11 protein-coding genes are annotated in these 18,312 nt (G+C 70.9%); 3 read left to right on the top strand and 8 right to left on the bottom strand.

Annotation, left to right across the window (positions count from 1 at the left end; genetic code table 11):
• Window positions 1-13: 13 nt before the first annotated feature.
• From ASF88_RS07660 to ASF88_RS07635, 6 genes are all read right to left on the bottom strand, one after another.
• Window positions 14-5,950 (bottom strand): Ig-like domain-containing protein, encoded by a 5,937-nt coding sequence (locus ASF88_RS07660; RefSeq protein WP_235493330.1) that lies wholly within the window; start codon window positions 5,948-5,950, stop codon window positions 14-16.
• On the bottom strand, window positions 5,923-7,344 hold the full coding sequence (locus ASF88_RS07655; RefSeq protein ID WP_235493329.1) for a serine/threonine-protein kinase: 1,422 nt from the start codon (window positions 7,342-7,344) through the stop codon (window positions 5,923-5,925). Before ASF88_RS07655 ends, ASF88_RS07660 begins: the two co-directional genes overlap by 28 nt.
• Before the next feature lie 212 nt (window positions 7,345-7,556).
• The gene (locus ASF88_RS07650) at window positions 7,557-8,393 is read right to left on the bottom strand and encodes a PP2C family protein-serine/threonine phosphatase (protein WP_055916061.1); all 837 of its coding nucleotides are present in this window, start codon (window positions 8,391-8,393) and stop codon (window positions 7,557-7,559) included.
• Complete coding sequence (locus ASF88_RS07645) at window positions 8,390-9,673, bottom strand: FHA domain-containing protein (protein ID WP_082518795.1); 1,284 nt, start codon at window positions 9,671-9,673, stop codon at window positions 8,390-8,392. The genes ASF88_RS07650 and ASF88_RS07645 overlap by 4 nt, the downstream gene beginning before the upstream one ends.
• 81 nt (window positions 9,674-9,754) lie before the next feature.
• Window positions 9,755-10,501 (bottom strand): cache domain-containing protein, encoded by a 747-nt coding sequence (locus ASF88_RS07640; RefSeq protein WP_055916059.1) that lies wholly within the window; start codon window positions 10,499-10,501, stop codon window positions 9,755-9,757.
• Complete coding sequence (locus ASF88_RS07635) at window positions 10,494-11,279, bottom strand: FadR/GntR family transcriptional regulator (RefSeq protein WP_055916058.1); 786 nt, start codon at window positions 11,277-11,279, stop codon at window positions 10,494-10,496. The genes ASF88_RS07640 and ASF88_RS07635 overlap by 8 nt, the downstream gene beginning before the upstream one ends.
• A 64-nt stretch (window positions 11,280-11,343) precedes the next feature.
• On the opposite strand from ASF88_RS07635, the gene ASF88_RS07630 reads away from it, so the two are divergent.
• Genes ASF88_RS07630 through ASF88_RS07620 form a run of 3 tightly spaced genes read left to right on the top strand, consistent with a single transcriptional unit; the run spans window position 11,344 to window position 15,103 of the window.
• A complete protein-coding gene (locus ASF88_RS07630) occupies window positions 11,344-12,513 on the top strand; it encodes a CaiB/BaiF CoA transferase family protein (RefSeq protein WP_235493328.1) in 1,170 nt (389 codons plus the stop codon).
• Complete coding sequence (locus ASF88_RS07625) at window positions 12,510-13,679, top strand: acyl-CoA dehydrogenase family protein (RefSeq protein WP_055916056.1); 1,170 nt, start codon at window positions 12,510-12,512, stop codon at window positions 13,677-13,679. The genes ASF88_RS07630 and ASF88_RS07625 overlap by 4 nt, the downstream gene beginning before the upstream one ends.
• Window positions 13,679-15,103: an aldehyde dehydrogenase family protein gene (locus tag ASF88_RS07620; RefSeq protein ID WP_055916054.1), complete on the top strand. Its 1,425-nt coding sequence runs from the start codon at window positions 13,679-13,681 to the stop codon at window positions 15,101-15,103. The genes ASF88_RS07625 and ASF88_RS07620 overlap by 1 nt, the downstream gene beginning before the upstream one ends.
• Before the next feature lie 79 nt (window positions 15,104-15,182).
• On the opposite strand, the gene ASF88_RS07615 is transcribed toward ASF88_RS07620, so the two are convergent.
• Together ASF88_RS07615 and ASF88_RS07610 are read right to left on the bottom strand one after the other, a co-directional pair.
• Complete coding sequence (locus ASF88_RS07615; protein WP_055916052.1) at window positions 15,183-16,712, bottom strand: APC family permease; 1,530 nt, start codon at window positions 16,710-16,712, stop codon at window positions 15,183-15,185.
• Window positions 16,713-16,840: 128 nt separating this feature from the next.
• Window positions 16,841-18,298 (bottom strand): gamma-aminobutyraldehyde dehydrogenase, encoded by a 1,458-nt coding sequence (locus ASF88_RS07610; protein WP_055916050.1) that lies wholly within the window; start codon window positions 18,296-18,298, stop codon window positions 16,841-16,843.
• Window positions 18,299-18,312: the final 14 nt, after the last annotated feature.

Here is an 18,312-nt window from a genome sequence, read left to right as displayed (position 1 = left end):
TGCCGTTCCTCGCTCATTGCATGCCTGAGGCCGGATACGGGGTGGAGTACGTGTCGCCTCCGACGCGCACCGTGATGGTGAGCGAGGGGTTCACAGCACCGGGCGGCGCCTGGCAGGTCGCCGTCTGGCCGACGGGTGGCATCGGGGCCTCCGGACCGTTCTCGCAGCTGTACGTGACGAGGGTGTAGCCCGATCCGGTGGGCCAGCCCGTCCAGCTGAACGTGCTCGTGGCCGCGTCGTAGCGGGCGCCGTCGATGGCGGTGCTCACGGCCGCCCCCATGGGCGTCCGGGAGTTCTGTGCCGTGCAGAGCTGCATGCCGTCCGGATACGTCTCGCAGATGCTGGTGATGTTCAGCGTGAGGTTCATGCCGTAGTGCGGTCCGCCGGCCCCCGCGACCATCCCACTCGTCCCGGAGAGCTGGCCGCTGTCGACCACGGCGCCGTTGTCTCCGAGCAGCTGGTAGTTGACGATCGGGCTGGACCCGCTGCCGTTCTGGTAGTCGACGGAGGCCTGGAAGTCCCACGTGTTCACCAGGTTCTGCACCGGTCCGGTGATCGTCACGTTCCGCACCGCTCCCGGCTGCAGCCGCTGCGTCGCCGAGACGACGGTGCTCTGCGTGCAGCCCTGGCCGTTGTAGGCGTAGACGACGAAGTTGTAGCTCTGGTTGGGGCTGAGCCCGGTGAACGTCACCGGGTCGCCCTGGACGTGTTTGAACGTCGACGACGTCGGGTCGACCTGGAGGACGGGCTGGCCCGACTCCACTCCGCTCACGCTGCAGAGCGGCTTCGCGCCGCCCTGGAAGACACCGGCGTAGTAGTCGGTGATCGCCTTGCCGTTCGCGCCGAACACGTTCGACCAGGTGAGGGTGGCGCTGGAGCCGTCGGCGTTGTTCGGCGTCGCGACCGGCGCCGTGCCCGTCAGCACCGGCGCGCCGGCGGGCACTCCACTGCCGGAGGTCTGGTTCCACGTCGTGCGGCCCTGGTAGAAGTCGTTGCGGCTCGCCACGGTGAAACCGATCGACACGCCGTTGGCGATGGAGGCGTCGACCACGTTGAGCGCATAGCTCCCGCTGTCGGACGCCGACACCTGCAGCGAGTTCGTGATGCCGCCGACCGTGATCAGATACGAGCTGATCGGGCTCGCTCCCGGTGCGTCCGCCGGCCGGTTCCAGGTGATCCGGAGGCCGTTGTTCAACGGCGTCGAGCTGACGTTCGCCGGTGCGTTGGGCACGACATCGGACCAGACGGGCTCGACATAGGCGGTCGGGTCCGACAGGCCGAGCGCGTTGCGCGCACGCACGGAGAGCACGACGGCGTTCGCAGTGCCGTTCCCCGGTGTCGTGACCGCGCACACGGTCGTGGTGCAGTGGGTGGTGCTCAGCACCGCGCCGGAGGCTGCGCTGCTCATCGTGACCTCGAAGCCGGTGATCGGCGAGTTGTTGAACGCCCCGGGGGTCCAGCTGAGCGTCAGACTGCGGTCGCCGATCGCCGAGATCTGAACGTTCGAGACCGGCGCCGGACGGTCCTGCACGGACACGGTCACGGTGCCCCACGTGTACCGGTCGGGGTCGTCCGTCGCGTCGGCGACCTCATACTGCAGCGTCGTGTCGGCCGGGGCGGCCGTGCTGGAGACCGAGATCTGCAGCACCGAGTTGTCGGAACTCGGGGTGATCGACACACCGTCGGGGAGCGCCCCGCCGAGCCCGCGGACGGCCAGGACCCGCAGCGGCTTGTTGGGGAACGAGTTGGTGGCGGCGTCGTTGGAGAGAACGTCCACGGTCGTCGTCTGCCCGCGCGGCGCGATGACCCGATCCGGTTGCGGGCTCGCCAACGGACGCGTCGACGGCACGATGTTGAGGTCGATGCGGCCGGCCTGGCCCGCGTTCACGGCGTCCTTGACCCCGATGGAGATCGAGGGTGAGCTCCCCTTCTGCACGCCGGCTCCGACCGAGATCGTGAGCTTCTGGCCCGAAAGGGAGAGCGAGACGCCGTCCGGCCGCGGGTTCTGGATGGTGTACTGGAGCTCCGACTGGTCCTTCGCGTAGGGATAGCTCGTGAGCTTGGTGAGGTCGACCGTCTTCGACTGGCCGGGCTCGAAGTCGATCAGCGCCCCCGTGAACGCCGGAGGCTGGTTCTCGCGGGGCGTGACCTCGATCGGAAGCACGATGGTGGCGACGTTCCCGTTCGGATCGTTCGCGCTGCTGCCGTCCGTCACCTGGAACGAGATGCTCGCCGGTCCGAAGTAGCGGTTCGACGATGTGTACTGCAGAGTGTCGGAACCGACCACCAGGTCGTCGCCGTTCGCATGGGTCGCCCGCACCGTGGCCGCGTCGGTCAGCTTCACCTTGCGGCCGCCGACGGCCACGATGTAGTCGTTCAGATGGATCGTCAAGGTCTTCTCGCTGACCACCGTGAGCTTCGGCGCGCCGCGCTTGAGCTGCGGGAGGGCGTCGTCGTAGCCCGGGAGCCGCACGAAGCCGTAACCGACGTACGACTCGTCGTCGGGGTTGGCCACCTTGAACGGGATGATCTGGCTCTTCGCTGTGATCGTGACGCGGATGCGCTTGTCCGAGGTCACCTCGGCGGTGTTGCCGTACCCGGGCACGATCGACAGTTTCAGGGACCCGACGGGGCCGTCGGCGAAGAACACGTTGGACAGGGCGTTCACATCGACGGTGGTGCGTCCCAGGATGTCGGACAGGCCGAGCACCGTGTCGGTCACCACCGGACGCGCTGGTGGCGCGTTCTTGTCCACGGTCACGCGGAGGAACGCCTGACTCGTGCCGCCGCGTTCGTTCTGGATGGTGTACAGGAAACCGTAGGCGCCCTCCTGCTGAGGCGCGGTGACCACCACGATGTCACCCTGGATCTTGGCCTTCGCCTTGCCGTCGAGCGAGGTGACCGCCGTCACGCTCAGCGGACTGCCGTCGGGGTCGGAGTCGTTCGCGAGCACCTGGACGCTGAGCGTGCGCCCCGGCCGCGTCGTCACGTCGTCCTCGACGGCGACGGGATTGCGGGCGCCGTCGACCCGCGGCGCGATCCCGACGCGGACCGTGCCTGTCGCCCGGGCGCCGAGGGCGTCGACGACGGCGTAGGTGAAGGTGTCCGTCCCCGCCGCGTACTCCCCTGCCTGGAAGTCCATCCAATCGCTGCCCGACGCCACGACGGCGCCCTTCTGCGGATTGGTCTCCTGGCCGATGAACTGCACGGAGTCGCCGTCGGGATCGATTCCCGACAGCGGGATCGTGATCCGCACCGTGTCGCCGGCGAGCACGCGAGCGGTGACGGTCTTCGGCACCGGAGGGTTGTTGGTCGCGACGTCGCGCTCGCGGACGGCGATGCTCACCTCCGCGGTGGCCCACTGCCCGTCCGCACCGAAGACGCGGTACGCCGCCGTGAAGTTGCCCGGTTTGGAGGGGGCGAGGAAGCGCAGGTGGTCCCCGCTCGTGAAGAGGAGGCCTGCCCCGGCGGGAAGCGGGGTCGCGAGCGTCGGATCGAGGGTCAGCTTGTCGCCGTCGGGCTGCACGTCGTTGGCCAGCACCGGGATGTCGACGACGTCGTTCACCCGGACGGCGACCGAGTCGGGCACGGCGATCGGCGGCTGGTGGACGGTGAGCGGAGGGAGCTGGACGACCGTGACCGTACCCTCGGTGTCGGCCAGACCGTTGCTCAGCCGGTAGTGGAAGTCGACGGGCTCGGTGAGGGGCCGCGTCAGCGAGACGCGCAGCGTCCGCTGCTGCAGCACCTGGACTTTGATGCCGGTCGACAGCGCGGGATCGGTGACACCGGTCACCAGCAGCACGCCGCCGGACGGCTCGATGTCGGTCGACAGCACGTCGACGTCCTGCGTCGACTGCTCGCGGATGAAGGCCGTGTGCGGCACCGCGATCGGCGTGGTCTTGGCGCCGGGAGGAGCCTTCACCTCGATGCGCACGGTACCGGTCGACGTGACGACGCCGTCGGTCACCGAGTATTCGATGTTGTGGGTGCCGGCCTGGTCGGACTCGAAGCGGAACGTGCCGCCCTGATAGTCCGGCGTGATCGTGGCATCCGCCTTCGAGGGCACGGTGCTCAGCCGGACGACCCCGTTGCCGCCGCGCACGTGATCGAGCGGCCGGACCGTCGTCTCCTGGCCCTGGTAGGTCACGACGGCGAACGGGTCGGCGATGATCGGCACCTGGCCGGGCGGCTGCACGGTGACCGCCAGCTGGCCGGTGCCCTCCGCGCGCCCGTCGGAGAGCGCCAGCGCGACGTCTTTGAGCCCGCCTCCCGTGCCGTGGTCGGAGTAGGCGACCTGGCCCTGCGGAGTGAACGTGACGGTGTCAGGGCCCGGGACTGCGGCACTCGACAGGAAGAACGGGTCGCCGTCAGGGTCGTAGCAGTCGCCGAGAACGGAGGTGGTGACCCGGCCGCCCGCCTGGACGACCGCCTTGGCGGTGCGCACGCAGACAGGAGGCGCGTTCTCGTTCGGCGTTCGGACCGTCACCGTCACGTGCGCCGTCGCGGTGCCTCCTCGGCCGTCGGAGATGGTGTAGTCGAACGCGATCGATCCGCTCGCCGTCGCCGGAAGAGCGATCTGCAGTTGCTGATCCGAGTTGGTCAGCTGGACGGTCCCCTGCTCGGCGGGGATGGCGGTGAACGAGTCGATCGCCAGCACGTCGCCGTTCGGGTCGTAGTCGTTGAGGAGAACAGGGAGCGGAGTGACGCGCCCTGGGCGTGCGCCGAACTGGTCGTCGACGGCGACGGGGGGCTGCTCCTGCTTCTCGTACTGCGGAGCCGTGTCCTGCTTGGACTGGTCCACGAGCTCCTGGGTGGTCTTCTTGGAGACCAGCTCGTCCCAGTTGTCGATCCTGGCGTTGCCCGACTGCACCGCCCACGAGACGCCGGAGCGCGCGTCGTTGAGGACGACGCGGTCGCGGTTCACACGGAACGACAGCACCGCGTTCGCGGGCACCTGGCTCAGCGTGCTGCGCGTCCCCGCCGCCGACGAGGTACAGCTGCGCCATGTCTCACCCGAGTTCCAGGCTGCGTACACGCAGCCGGCGAGCGCCACCGGAGCCGCCGGCGCACCCGACACGGTGCCGAGCACGCGCGTCGGGGCGGAGCCGTCGAGCGGCACCCGGACGAGCCCGGACGAGGTGGAAATCCAAACCGCAGTGCCGTCGGCCGACGGCTGCTGCACGATCGCGTCGGAGTCGCCGCCGAGCACCCGGGACAGGCTCACGGCGCCGGCGGAGGTCCACAGCGTCTTGTCGTCCGGGTCGAACATCGCCCAGCGCCCGCCCGCCGACGTGATCTGGACGTGCGTGCCGTCGCCACGCGAGGGCACCTTCTCGGTCGAGCTGGCCGGCTGCTCGCCGCTGAGGTCGACGCGCACCAGATTGCGCGTTCCCGGTTGGTAGACGAACAGCACGCCGGACGGGTCCATCGCCGCGACCGCGCGGCCGCCCAGGTCCATCGTCGCCGCCGACCCGGAGTTGAACTGCTCGAGCTGAGCGACCGACGTCAGCCACAGCTGACCGGTCGTCTGGGACAGCATGGCCACGTGGTCGCCGGAGACGGCCACCTGCGGCGACCGCGGCGGCAGCGCCACCGACTTGCCCGCCTCGGCCGTCGCGGGGTCGACGACCGCCGCGGTGTTCGCCTCCTTGTCGAGCAGCAGCACGTTCTGGCCGTCCTGCACGACGTCGAGCGCCTCGCCGGTGCCCGCCACGATCGAGTTCAGCGCGTCGATCTGGGTGTTGGCGCGGCCCAGGGCCTTCTTCGCGTCGCTGGCCACCCACACCGCCGCGTCGTTGAGCTGGAGGTGCTGCGCGCTGTAGCCTCCCGACACCACGGCGAGCGTCGTCACCAGAGCGGCGACGACGGTTCCGCTGAGCGCCGTCGCGGCGATCGACTTGTGGGCGAGCAGCCACGACCGGATCATGGCGATGCGGTCCTCTGCACGCACTTCTGCCCGCTCGGCGATCCCGTCTTGCCGTCGCGGTTCACCGTGACGGTGACGCACACCGTCTGACCCGGCTTCGCATCGACGCGGAACTCCGTGGCGCGCTGGCTGCTCGGCGGCTGGTCGTCGACGGTGACCTGGTAGCTGTCACCGCTCTCGATGCCCGGATCGGTCCAGCTGAAGACGATGGTGCCCTCCGCGACGCGCCCGCTCAGGTCGCGGACGGTCGGGATGTCGTTCGCCGCGCTCGCGCGCACGAGCACCACCGCGGCGGTCACGCCGAGCACCACCACCAGCAGTGCGCAGGCGACCAACGCGGCGATGAGGGCTCTGGACACCCGGGACGGCGCGGCAGGCGGCGAGGTCGGGGAGCTGCCGATGCTCTCGCGCACCATCGTGCGCGTCGGTGCCCGCGTGGTCGTCGCGGCGGCGACGGCCTGCGCTCTGCGCCGTCGGCGCAACGAGCCGGGATCGACGGCGACGACGCCTTTGACCCTGGTGCGTTCCTCCGGGTCGTCGGCCGTGGCGAGGGCCCAGTCGTCCATGGCGACTTCGATGGGCGTCTGCGGCAGCCCGAGCTCGGCCTCCACCGACTGCAGCTCGCGGATCAGCTCGAGCGCGCTGCGCTGACGCGCCGACGGCTTGCGCGACATCGAGCGCATCAGGATCTGCTCGAGCCGCGGCGGTACGTCCGCGCGGCCGATGGGCTGGGGGCGGCCCTTGGTGATGCGCTGGATCAGCTCGGCGGACGTGTTCTCTTTGCCCGGCTGCTCGAACGGCGACCGGCCGGCCAGCAGCGAGTAGATCGTCGCGCCGAGGGACCAGACCTCGCTCGCGATCGCGCCGCTGGTCTCGTCGAGCAGCACCTCGGGTGCCGACCACGGGATCGACAGCCCGATCGCCTCGGTGACGTCGGCCTCGCTGAGCGTCGCGGCGATGCCGAAATCGCTCAGCACCGGGTGGCCGTAGGCCGTGGTGAGGATGTTGGACGGCTTGATGTCGCGGTGCAGCACTCCGGCACGATGCGCCGTCTCGACCGCGCTCGCGATGCGGACGCCGATGCTCAGCACTTCGGGAACCGGAAGCGGTTCGGAGCGGTAGCGCTGGCCGATCGCCGACGAGCAGAGCTCCATCACGAGATAAGGACGGCCGTCGCTCGAGACGCTCGCCTGATAGACCGTCAGGATCGACGGGTGGGTGCTGAGCTGAGCCATCAGGTTGGCCTCGGCCTGGAACATCTGCTTGACCTGGCTGGTCACGACCTCCGCGAGCATGACCTTGACCGCGACCTGACGGCGCGGCATGTTCTGTTCGTAGAGGAACACGTCGGCGAAGCCGCCCGAACCGAGCACCCTGACATACGAGAAGCCAGGCAGGTTCGGCGGCTGTGAAGGCAAGCGCCGAGCCAAGCAGCTCCTCCCGTCTTCGGCCGTACGCGATCGCGGCGGCGAAGGCGTTTCCCAATTGTAGGCAGCAGGCGGAGGCGGTCAGGGGGCCGGGACCCGCACTGGGGACAACTCGATTACCCCCAACTCGGGGGGCACTTCGGCGCGCCGTCGGACCTGTGGAGGACACCCGCGCGAGAGCCCGTCGGCGCCGCCGCGTCGGGTCAGTGCCTCCTCGCCGCCCTCCGCGGGAAGCCCTCGCGGTGCACGCCGCTCTCCGGCGTCGCCAGGACGTCGACGACGACCACGGTCACATTGTCGCGCCCGCCGTTGCCGAGCGCCGCGTCCATCAGCTGTTGCGCGGCATCCAGCGGAGAGCTGCCCTCGCCGAGGAAGTAGCGGATGCCGTGCTCGGTGAGCTCCTTGGTCAGTCCGTCGGAGCACACGAGCAACCGGGAGCCGGCCACGATCGGGAAGAGGAAGTAGTCCGGCACCGGGTCTTCGTTGAACCCGACGGCGCGCGTGATGACGTTGCTGTGCGGGTGGACCTCGGCCTCCTCGGGGGTGATCGCACCCGCGTCGAGGAGTTCTTGCACGATCGAGTGATCGACGGTCAGCTGCTCGAGCGTGCCGTCGCGGAAGCTGTAGACGCGCGAGTCGCCGATGTTGAACACGAGCCAGTACGGCGCGCCCTCGACCAGTGTCAGAGCGATGCCGGTCACGGTCGTGCCCGTGCCGAGGTCCGTCTGGCCGACGCCGCGGGTCATGTCTCCGACGGCATCGCGCAGCGCGTCGGTCAGAGACGTCTCCGTCACGAAGTCGGTGCGGACCTTCTCGGCCAGCCGGGTCACGACCGCGGTGCTGGCGAAGTCGCCCGCCGTGTGGCCTCCCATGCCGTCGGCCACCGCGAAGATCGGCGAACGGGCGAGGAGGCTGTCCTCGTTGACGCTCCGGCGGTACCCGGTGTCGCTGAGCGCCGCCCAGCCGAGGCTGATGCGCGCATCGGCACCCCCCGGAACCACCACGGTGTGGCGACGGTTGGTGCGACCGATTTGGGTCACTCGCGTCCTTCTTCTCGACGGTCCGCCTCCGACGCCGGCCGAGGTGGTCCCTGAGGGCCGTCGGCCGGGACGGCGGTGATCTCGATGATATTACCGTCGCCGATCCGCACAACGGTGCCGGGCAGCACGACGGTCGATTCGCCGGGCCGCAGGCGAGCGGAGGCTCCGCCGGGGCGGACGACCACGGTGCCATTGGTCGAGCGGAGGTCGGTCACGACCACGGCGTCCCCCGACTGCTCGATGCGCACATGGGTCGAGGAGACCTCCTGCTCGGGCGAGGGCACGGTGATCAGGCGCGGGAGAACGCCGGAGTCCACCCGCTGCGGCGAGGGCCTGCGGCCCACAACGATCGGTGCGTCGAGGTCGATGCTGTCCCCCGGTCCGACGCGCACGGCGAAGTGCAGCGGCGCCGCCTCCTGCTCGGTGGGCTCGCCCTCCGGCCGGCCCACGGACTTCGCGGTGCCGGTGCCGGCACCGGGCGTGTCGCGCGACCCGACGAGCGGCGGTTGCTCGGTCGCCGTCCCCGGCTCCTCGATGTCGACAGCGCCAGGGAGCTCGTGTGCGACGGGAACCCGCTGGACCACCGGCTCCGCCTCGGGCGACTCGGCGAGTTCGGCGGGTGTCTCGTGCCTGGAGAACAGGCTGGAGCTGCGGGGCCGGTCGCGGATGATCGTCTCGTCGACGGCTCCGTCGCCGCCGACCGGTGCGACTGCGGCCGGACCAGCGCCATCGGGGCGGTCGCCGCCGCCCGGCTCGGCCCGCTCTGCGGTGCGCTCCACCCGCTCGATCGGGTTGCTCGACCAGGTCAGCAGCTCGCCGTCCACCACGCCGAGACCGATCGGCAGCGAGCCGACCGCGAGCCGGGCGACCGGACCGGTCACCAGGTCCTCCCCGCCGAGCACGAGTCCGGTCACGTTGCGGAACTCGGCGAGCACCCAGGGCTGCACACCGCCGGAGCCGAACCTCCGGGCGCCGCCGACCGAGAAGACGTCGAGGGCCGCGGACCCGCGGACGACCGCGGTCACGACGATCTCGCCCTGGTCGTTCGCCTCCCCGAGCTCCGCCACGACGAACGAGCGCACGCTGTCCGGACCGGCCAACGGGAAAGCGCCGACGACCGACTCGATCGTCGCGAGATCGGACTCGGCCAGCCACCACACCGCGTCGACGATGCTGTCGGCGGCCGTGCTCTCGACGCACGCGACGAAGCGCCGGCCGGCGATCAGGAGCCAGCGCGAGGGGCCGGCGGTCGGTGCGTACCGCGTGAAGCCGGGAGCCACTCGGGTTCCTCCTGGTCTGCGACGGACCGGGGGATGTTCCCCGATGTAGGACGTGAGTACGCAACGAGTGTAGTCGCCGAGTCAGGAGGGCTGTGCAGCGGCGACCAGCCGGAACGGCGTCCCCTCGCACCGGAGCACGCCCGCCCGCTCACCCTCCGGAGCCTCGGCGACATCGCCGACGAGCACCGACGGGTCGGTCGACACCATCACGCGTCCCCACTCGTTGACCAGGATGACCGGTCGGCCGACGGCCAGCATCGCGGGCAGCAGCTCCCGCTCCAGCCGCCGCACGTAGACATCGACGCCGACGACTCCGAGCAGCCTCCCGTCGCGCTCGACCGGCGAGGTGACCGTGACGATGTAGTCGCACGCGCAGAGGTGGTCGACGTAGGGCCCGGTGATGTGCGTCCGATGGGTCGAACGCGGGATGCTGTACCACTCCAGCGAGCGGAAGTCGCGCAGGTAGTCCGAGTACGACCGCGAGGCCAGATCCAGCCGGCTCGGCTCGGTCGTCGCACCGGTCAGGGGGTTCTCGTCGAGCGGCCCGAGCCACCAGGCGAAGTGGAGGTCGTCGCGCCCCGTGAACTCCGGGGCGGCGACGAATCCGGCGCCGACGAGCACGGGATCGTCCTCGCGCAGTGCGGGGACCACCAGCCGCTCGACGAGGTCGTCGACCTCGGCCGCGGGCATCCCCTCCGCGCCCTGATCGGCGAGGATCGCGTCCCGCCAGCCGGCGAGCTGCTCCTGGAGCTGCGCGAACAGGGCGCTCACCCGCTCGGCGGCACCGGCTAGCTGCTCGCTCCGCTCGGCGACGAGGGTCTCAGCCATCGATCGTCCCTCCTGTCTCGATGCGCGCCTTCGCTGCCAGCAGCCAGCGCGCCACACGACCCAGCTGTGCGGTGACCTCGGCGCGCGCACCCGCGGCATCGCTCGCGGCGACGGCGTCGGCGATCGCCCGTGCGGAGGCCGCCGCGCCCTCCCGCAGTGCGGGGTCGCGCATCCCGAGCCACAGCAGCGGGCCGAACTCGGCCTGCAACCGGATCTGCTCTCGCACCAGCCGCGTCGACTGGCTGAGCACCGCGAGCTCCAGGAGGAAGCCGCCCGCGCTGCGGCGCGCTTCCGCCGGCTCGCTGAAGTCCGCTGCGGCGAGCCAGGCGGCCAGCCGCGCGTCGTCGGCCGGCGTCGAACGCTCGGCCGCCCGGTCGGCGCAGCCCGCGGCGATCGCCGTGACGTAGACGGCGAGGTCGCTGAGCTCCACCTGCGAGAAGCCGCGGAGTCGCGTCGCCAGCATCGTCTCGTCGGCGTCGCCGGGGTGCACGACGAAACTGCCGCCGTCCCGGCCTCGGCGCGTCTCGACGAGGCCGGCCTCGCGCAGCATCCCGAGGCCCTCCCGCGCGGTCACCAGCGCGACGCCGAACCGCTTCGCCAGATCGGACTCGCTGGGCAGGCGCTCCCCCGGGGTGAGCACTCCGAGCACGATCGCGTCGGCGAGGCGGCGTGCGACCTGTTCGGCCCGCCCGGCGTCCGAGAGCTGCGCGAACACGGCGTCGCGCGCCCCTGGCGCCGGCCGCGTCGTTCGTGCAGCATCGCGGGAGGAGGTGGTCACGCCACCACGATAACGCGCCCAAATCATTCGGTATAGGATGAATTTGCGAGCGAAGGAGCGAACCATGACCGACGGAATCCTGTCCGGAGTGCGCGTCGCCGACTTCTCCCGCGTTCTGGCCGGCCCCTACGCCACGATGATGCTCGCCGACTTCGGCGCCGACGTCGTCAAGATCGAGAGCCCGGCCGGTGACGACACCCGGGCGTGGCGGCCCCCTGTCGACGACGCCGGCGAGTCCACCTACTTCGGGGCCGTCAACCGCAACAAGCGCTCGGTCGTGTGCGACCTGGCCGCACCGGAGGGCCTCGCCGCCGCCCGCTCGCTCGCCGAGTCGGCCGACGTGCTCGTCGAGAACTTCCGGCCGGGGGTCATGGAGCGGTTCGGTCTCGACGAGCAGAGCCTGCGTGCGGCCAACCCCGGACTGATCTACTGCTCGATCACCGGTTTCGGGCGCGAGGCCGGCGCCGCCCTCCCCGGGTACGACCTCCTCGTCCAGGCCGTCGGCGGCCTGATGAGCATCACCGGACCGGCCGACGGCGAGCCCAGCAAGGTGGGCGTCGCGCTGGTGGACGTGCTGACGGGCCAGAGCGCGCTCGCGGGCATCCTGCTCGCCCTGCGCGAGCGCGACCGCACCGGGCGCGGCTCGCGCGTCGACGTCGACCTCCTCGGCTCGCTGCTCGCGGCGCTTACCAACCAGGCGTCGAGCACGCTGGCCACCGGCCGCTCCCCCGCGCGGCTCGGAAACGCGCACCCGAGCATCGCGCCGTACGAATCGTTCCGCGCGGCCGACCGCGAACTCGTCGTCGCGGTGGGAAACGACCGCCAGTTCGCGGCTTTCGCGGCCGCACTCGGCCTCCCGGGGCTCTCGGCCGATCCCCGGTTCGCGACCAACGAGGAGCGCGTGCGCAACCGCCACGAGCTCCGCGCCCTCCTGGAGCCCGCCCTCGCCCGGCGCGACGCGGCCGACTGGGTCGCCGACCTCGGCGCGGCACGGGTCCCGTCCGGTCTCGTCAACAGCGTCGCGGAGGCCTTCGCCTTCGCGGCCTCCCTCGGCCTCGACCTGGTGACGACGACCGTTGACCAGGCCACCGGACGCACCTCACGCCAGCCCGCGACCCCCATCCACCTCGACACGGCACCCGCCGCGCACCGCACGCCGCCGCCCCTGCTCGGCGAGCACGACCCCGCGTGGGCGGACGCTGTCGCCGCCCGCCCTGAAAGGACCGCTCCATGACCTCCGCCTCCGCCGCACTCGACGACGCCTTCAGCATCGACCACCTCTTCACCGCGGAGGAACTGCGCTGGCGCGACGACGCGCGCCGGTTCGCCGCCGAGCGGATCGCCCCGGTGATAGCCCAGGACTTCGAGGACAAGCACTTCCGCAAGGAGCTCGTCGCCGAGCTGGGCGCCCTCGGCGTGCTCGGCATGCACCTGAAGGACCCCGGTTGCGCCGGCGCCGGCGCGGTCGCGTACGGTCTGGTCTGCCACGAGCTGGAGGCCGTCGACAGCGGCTGGCGCACCTTCGTCTCCGTGCAGGGCTCGCTGGCCATGAGCGCGATCTCCAAGTTCGGCTCCGACGAGCAGAAAGCCGAGTGGCTCGCGCCGATGGCCCGCGGCGAGCGCATCGGGTGCTTCGCGCTCACCGAGCCGCAGGGCGGCAGCGACCCCGCGGCCATGTCCACCCGCGCGCGTCGCGAGGGAGACGACTGGGTGATCTCTGGTGCGAAGCGGTGGATCGGGCTGGCGTCGCTCGCCGATGTCGCCGTCGTCTGGGCGGCGACGGACGAGGGCGTGCGGGGTTTCGTTGTCCCCACGACCACCCCGGGTTTCACCGCTACGCCGATCGACGGGAAGCTGTCGATGCGCGCGTCGGTGCAGTGCGACATCGCCCTCGACGACGTACGGATTCCCGGGTCGGCCATGCTGCCGGGTGCGCGCGGGCTCTCCGGCCCGTTCTCGTGCCTCAACGAGGCGCGCTACGGCATCGTCTGGGGTGCGATGGGCGCCGCGCGGGCGTGCCTGGAGGTGTCCATCGAGCGCGCGACCACACGGGAGGTCTTCGGTCGGCCGATCGGGGCGACGCAGCTGATCCAGCAGAAGCTCGCGGACATGCTCGTGGAGTACGAGAAGGGCATGCTGCTGGCCCTGCATCTGGGGCGGCTCAAGGAGGCCGGCCGGCTGACGCCGACGCAGATCAGCGTCGGCAAGCTCAACAGCGTCCGGGAGGCGCTCGCGATCGCGCGGGAGGCCCGCACCATCCTCGGCGGGGACGGCATCACCGATGCGTTCCCCGTGATGCGGCACATGGCCAACCTGGAGTCGGTGCGCACGTACGAGGGCACCGACGAGATCCACACCCTCGTGCTCGGGCGCGCTCTCACGGGGATGGCGGCGTTCTGATGGCCGAGACCACCAGCGCCGCTCCCGTGGCCCCTGCTGTCACCGTCGACGCGGCGGCCACCGCTGCCGCCTCCGCCGCGAACCTCCCGACCACTCGCGCCGAGCGCGCGGAATGGCTGGAGGCGCTCGCCGACGCCCTGGAGGCCGATCGCGCCGCCCTGGTCGCGCTGGCGGCCGAGGAGACCCACCTGTCGGAGGCGCGGCTCGACGGCGAGGTCACCCGCACCGCCGCTCAGTTGCGCTTCTTCGCCGGTGTCGCGCGCGAGGGCGGGTACCTGGAGGCGACGATCGACTCCCCCGACCCCGCGCTGATCCCGCCGCGGCCCGACCTGCGGCGCATGCTGCGACCGGTCGGACCCGTGGCCGTCTACACGTCGTCCAACTTCCCCTTCGCGTTCTCCGTGCTCGGCAACGACACCGCCTCGGCCCTGGCCGCGGGCAGCCCGGTGATCGTCAAGGCGCACCCGGGCCACCCGCGGCTGTCCCGGCGGACGGCGGAGCTCGCGCTCGGCGTGCTCCCCCGCGGCTGGTTCGCGCTCGTGGAGGGCATGGAGGCCGGCATGGCGCTCGTGCAGCATCCCGCCGTGCGTGCCTCCGGGTTCACCGGTTCGGAGCGCGGCGGCCGCGCCCTGTTCGACCTCGCGGCCTCCCGGCCCGACCCGATCCCGTTCTACGGCGAGCTCGGCAGCATCAACCCGGTGATCGTGACACGCGCCGCCGCCCGGGAGCGCGCCACCGACATCGGCACGGGACTCGTCGGCTCGTTCACGCGGGACGCCGGGCAGTACTGCACCAAGCCCGGTCTCGTCTTCGCTCCGTCCGGGGAGGGCGTCGACGACGCCGTGAGCGCCGCGCTCGGCTCGGCCCCGGCCTCCCGCCAGCTGACCGATGGGATGAGCGCTGCGTACGCCGAGGCGCTGGAGCTGTTCGGCGCCGACGACGACGCGACGGTGCTGCTCGGCCGAGACGAGCCGGGCGCCTCGGTGCCGGCGGTCGTGCTGACGGACGCGGCGGCGTTCCTCGCCGAGCCGGAGACCTTCCTCCAGGAGCGGTTCGGCCCGGTGACCGTCCTCGTCTCGTACCGCGACCAGGACCTCCCCGCCGTGCTGGCTGCGCTGCAGCCGTCGCTCACCGCGACGATCCATCGCGGCTCCGGCGAGGATGTGACCGCGCTGGCGGCCGCAGTGGCGCCTATCGCGGGACGTCTGCTGTTCGACGGCTGGCCGACCGGTGTCGCGATCGGCTGGGCGCAGCACCACGGCGGATCGTGGCCGGCGACCACCGCGAGCATCCACACCTCGGTCGGTGCGACGGCGATCCGTCGCTGGCTGACCCCGATCGCCTACCAGGACGCTCCGCAGGACGTGCTGCCGCCCGAGTTGCGCGACGGAAACCCGCTCGGCATCCCGCGCCGCGAGTCCTGACATCGGGCGCCGTCGCCCTCCGACGGAGACGAGCACGCCGCGCGACCGGATGGCCGCGCGGCGTGCCCTTCTCGTTGGTTCACTCCGCGGCGGTCGCGGTCTCCTTCGGGGCCTCGCGGCGCGCGCGCAGCAGCTGGGCCACCCGGATGGCGTCGCCCTCCGGCGCCGTCGAGAGGCGGTCCGGGCGGGCGATGAACAGGTAGAGCAGTCCCGCGCCGGCGACGATCCCGAGGCCGATGAGCACGATCCAGTCGTTGAACCAGCTGCCGGTGTTCGTCGGCCAGGCCAGGAGGAGCATCGCGAACGCCCCGTAGGCCAGCGCCAGGATGTTGACGACGAGCCCCGCCCTGCGCAGCGAGAACGGTCCGGCGGGACGCCAGCCCTTCAGCCGCTGGCGCAGCGATGCCAGCACCACCGACTGGAACGCCACGTAGATGCCGAGCACCGCGAAGGCGGTGACCTGCGTGATCAGGCCGGCCGGCCCGAGGTAGACGATCAGGCTGATCAGCACGGGGATGCTGCACGCCACGATCAGAGCGTTGACCGGCACCTTCGTACGCGGCGACACCTTCGCCAGCCAGCGGTGGGCGGGGATCATGCCATCGCGGGCGAACGAGAACAGCAGCCGGCTCGCTGCCGCCTGCAGGCTCAGCACGCAGGACAGGAATGCCGTGACCGCGACGACGAGGAAGATCTTCGCCCCGACCGTTCCGAGCGTCGACTGTAGGATCTCCGGGATCGGGTCGACGTCCTTGCCCGCGACGATCTTCGCCAGGTCGGGCGCTGCCAGCACGTAGCCGCCGAACGCGAACAGCGCGGAGACGCCCCCGACGACGATGGTCATCATCATGGCCTTGGGGATGCGTCGAGCCGGGTCGGCGACCTCCTCGGCGACGTCGCCGCACGCCTCGAACCCGTAGAACAGGAACAACCCGGCGAGCGCGGCGCCGAGGAACGCCACCAGGTAGGACCCGTGGCCTTCCACGCCCATGGTGTCGAAGAACACCGAGAACGGGTGCTTCCGCTGGAAGATCAGCAGGTAGAGCCCTACTGCGATCACGCCGATCAGCTCGGCGGAGAGGCCGATGCGGGCGACGGTCGCCAGCGTCTTGGTACCGGTGAAGTTGAGACCGAGCGCCACCACCAGCAGCAGCACCGTCAGCCCGAGCGTGACCTCGTTGGTGACGGGGAGGCCGAACAGGCTGGCGAGGAAGCCGCTGCCGTACGACGCCACGGCGGTGATCGTCACGATCATCGCCCAGATGTAGACCCAGGCCGCCATCCACGCGTACCGGCGGCCCCACAACCGCCGTGCCCACGGGTAGATGCCGCCGTGGATCGGGTACTGCGACACCACCTCCCCGAACACGAGCGACACAAGGAACTGGCCGGCGCCCACGATCACGATCCACCAGATGGAGGGCGGCCCTCCGGTGGCCACCGCCACCGCGAACAGGGAGTACACGCCGACGAGCGGCGAGAGGTACGTGAAGCCCAGGGCGAAGTTGGCCCACAGGGTCATGGACCTGTTGAAGGAGTCCTCGTACCCGAGGACGGCGAGATGCTCGCTGTCCTCGAGGTGGGCGGAGGACGACGGTTCTGCAGACATCGAATGCCTTCCGGTCGACTGCACACGACGATGTGTGTGCACGCAGCGTAGCGGAGGCGCGGGGTTGATACCTATAAGACAGGATGTTTAGGCGGGGACGGCGTGTCGCGCGTCGCCCCCGCCGGCCGTCACTCCCCGATGTACGACATCACGTGCTTGATGCGCGTGTAGTCCTCGAACCCGTACATCGACAGGTCCTTGCCGTAGCCGGAGTGCTTGAAACCGCCGTGCGGCATCTCCGCCACGATCGGGATGTGCGTGTTGATCCACACGCAGCCGAAGTCGAGACCCTTCGCGAAACGCATCGCGCGACCGTGGTCCTTCGTCCAGACGGACGACGCGAGGCCGTACTGCACGCCGTTCGCCCAGCGCAGCGCCTCCGCCTCGTCGCTGAACTTCTGGACGGTCTGCACCGGGCCGAAGATCTCGTTCTGCACCGCTTCGTCGTCTTGCCGGAGGCCCGAGACGATCGTCGCCTCCCAGAAATAACCGCGGTCGCCCTGGCGGCGGCCGCCCAGCTCGACGTTCGCGTGATCGGGCAGCCGGTCGACGAAACCGCTCACCTGAGCCAGCTGGTTCGCGTTGTTGAGCGCGCCGTAGAGGATGCCCTCCTCGCGCGGTGCGCCCGTGCGGGCGTTCTCGCGGGCGTACTGCGCGAGTGCCGCGACGAACTCGTCGTGCACGCCCTCCTGCACCAGGAGGCGGGTGGCGGCGGTGCAGTCCTGGCCGGCGTTGAAGTAGCCGGCGGCCACGATGCCCTCGACCGCCTTCTGGATGTCGGCGTCGTCGAAGACGATCACGGGTGCCTTGCCGCCGAGCTCGAGGTGCACGCGCTTGAGGTCGAAGGAGGCCGCGCGGGCGACCTCCATGCCCGCCCGCACCGACCCCGTGATCGACACGAGCTGCGGGGTGGGATGGTCTATAATCGCCGCACCGGTCGTCCGGTCGCCGAGCACGACGTTCAGCACGCCGGCCGGAAGGAACTCGCTCGCGACCTCCGCCAGCAGGAGCGTCGAGAGCGGGGTGGTGTCCGACGGCTTCAGCACGGTCGTGTTGCCGGCGGCCAGCGCAGGGGCGAACTTCCACACCGCCATGTTCAGCGGGTAGTTCCACGGAGTCACCTGGCCGACCACGCCGATCGGCTCGCGGCGGATGAACGAGGTGTGATCGGGCATGTACTCCCCGGCCGACCGACCCTCCAGGTTGCGGGCCGCGCCGGCGAAGAAGCGGATCTGGTCGACCGACAACAGGATCTCGTCCTCCACGAGCGTGCCTCGCGGTTTGCCGGTGTCCTGCGACTCGGCGTCCGCGAACTCCTCCGCGCGCTCCTCCATCGCATCGGCGATGCGGAACAGCGCCAGCTGCCGTTCGGCCGGCGTGGTGCGGCCCCAGACCTCGAACGCGTCCTGCGCCGCCCGGTACGCGTCCGCGACGTCCTCGGCGGTGGACACCGGCGCCGTGGCGTAGACGTCCTCCGTCGCCGGGTCTATCAGGGCGATGCTCTCGCTTCCGCGGGCGTCGGTGCGCGCGCCGTTCACGAAATTGGTCAGTTCGGGGGTCGTCGGTGTGTTCGGCTGTGAACTCATGCCCGGCAGTCTAC

This window comes from Leifsonia sp. Leaf336 (assembly GCF_001423695.1).
Classification (GTDB): Bacteria; Actinomycetota; Actinomycetes; order Actinomycetales; family Microbacteriaceae; genus Leifsonia.
This window is presented reverse-complemented; position numbering and strand designations above follow the sequence as displayed.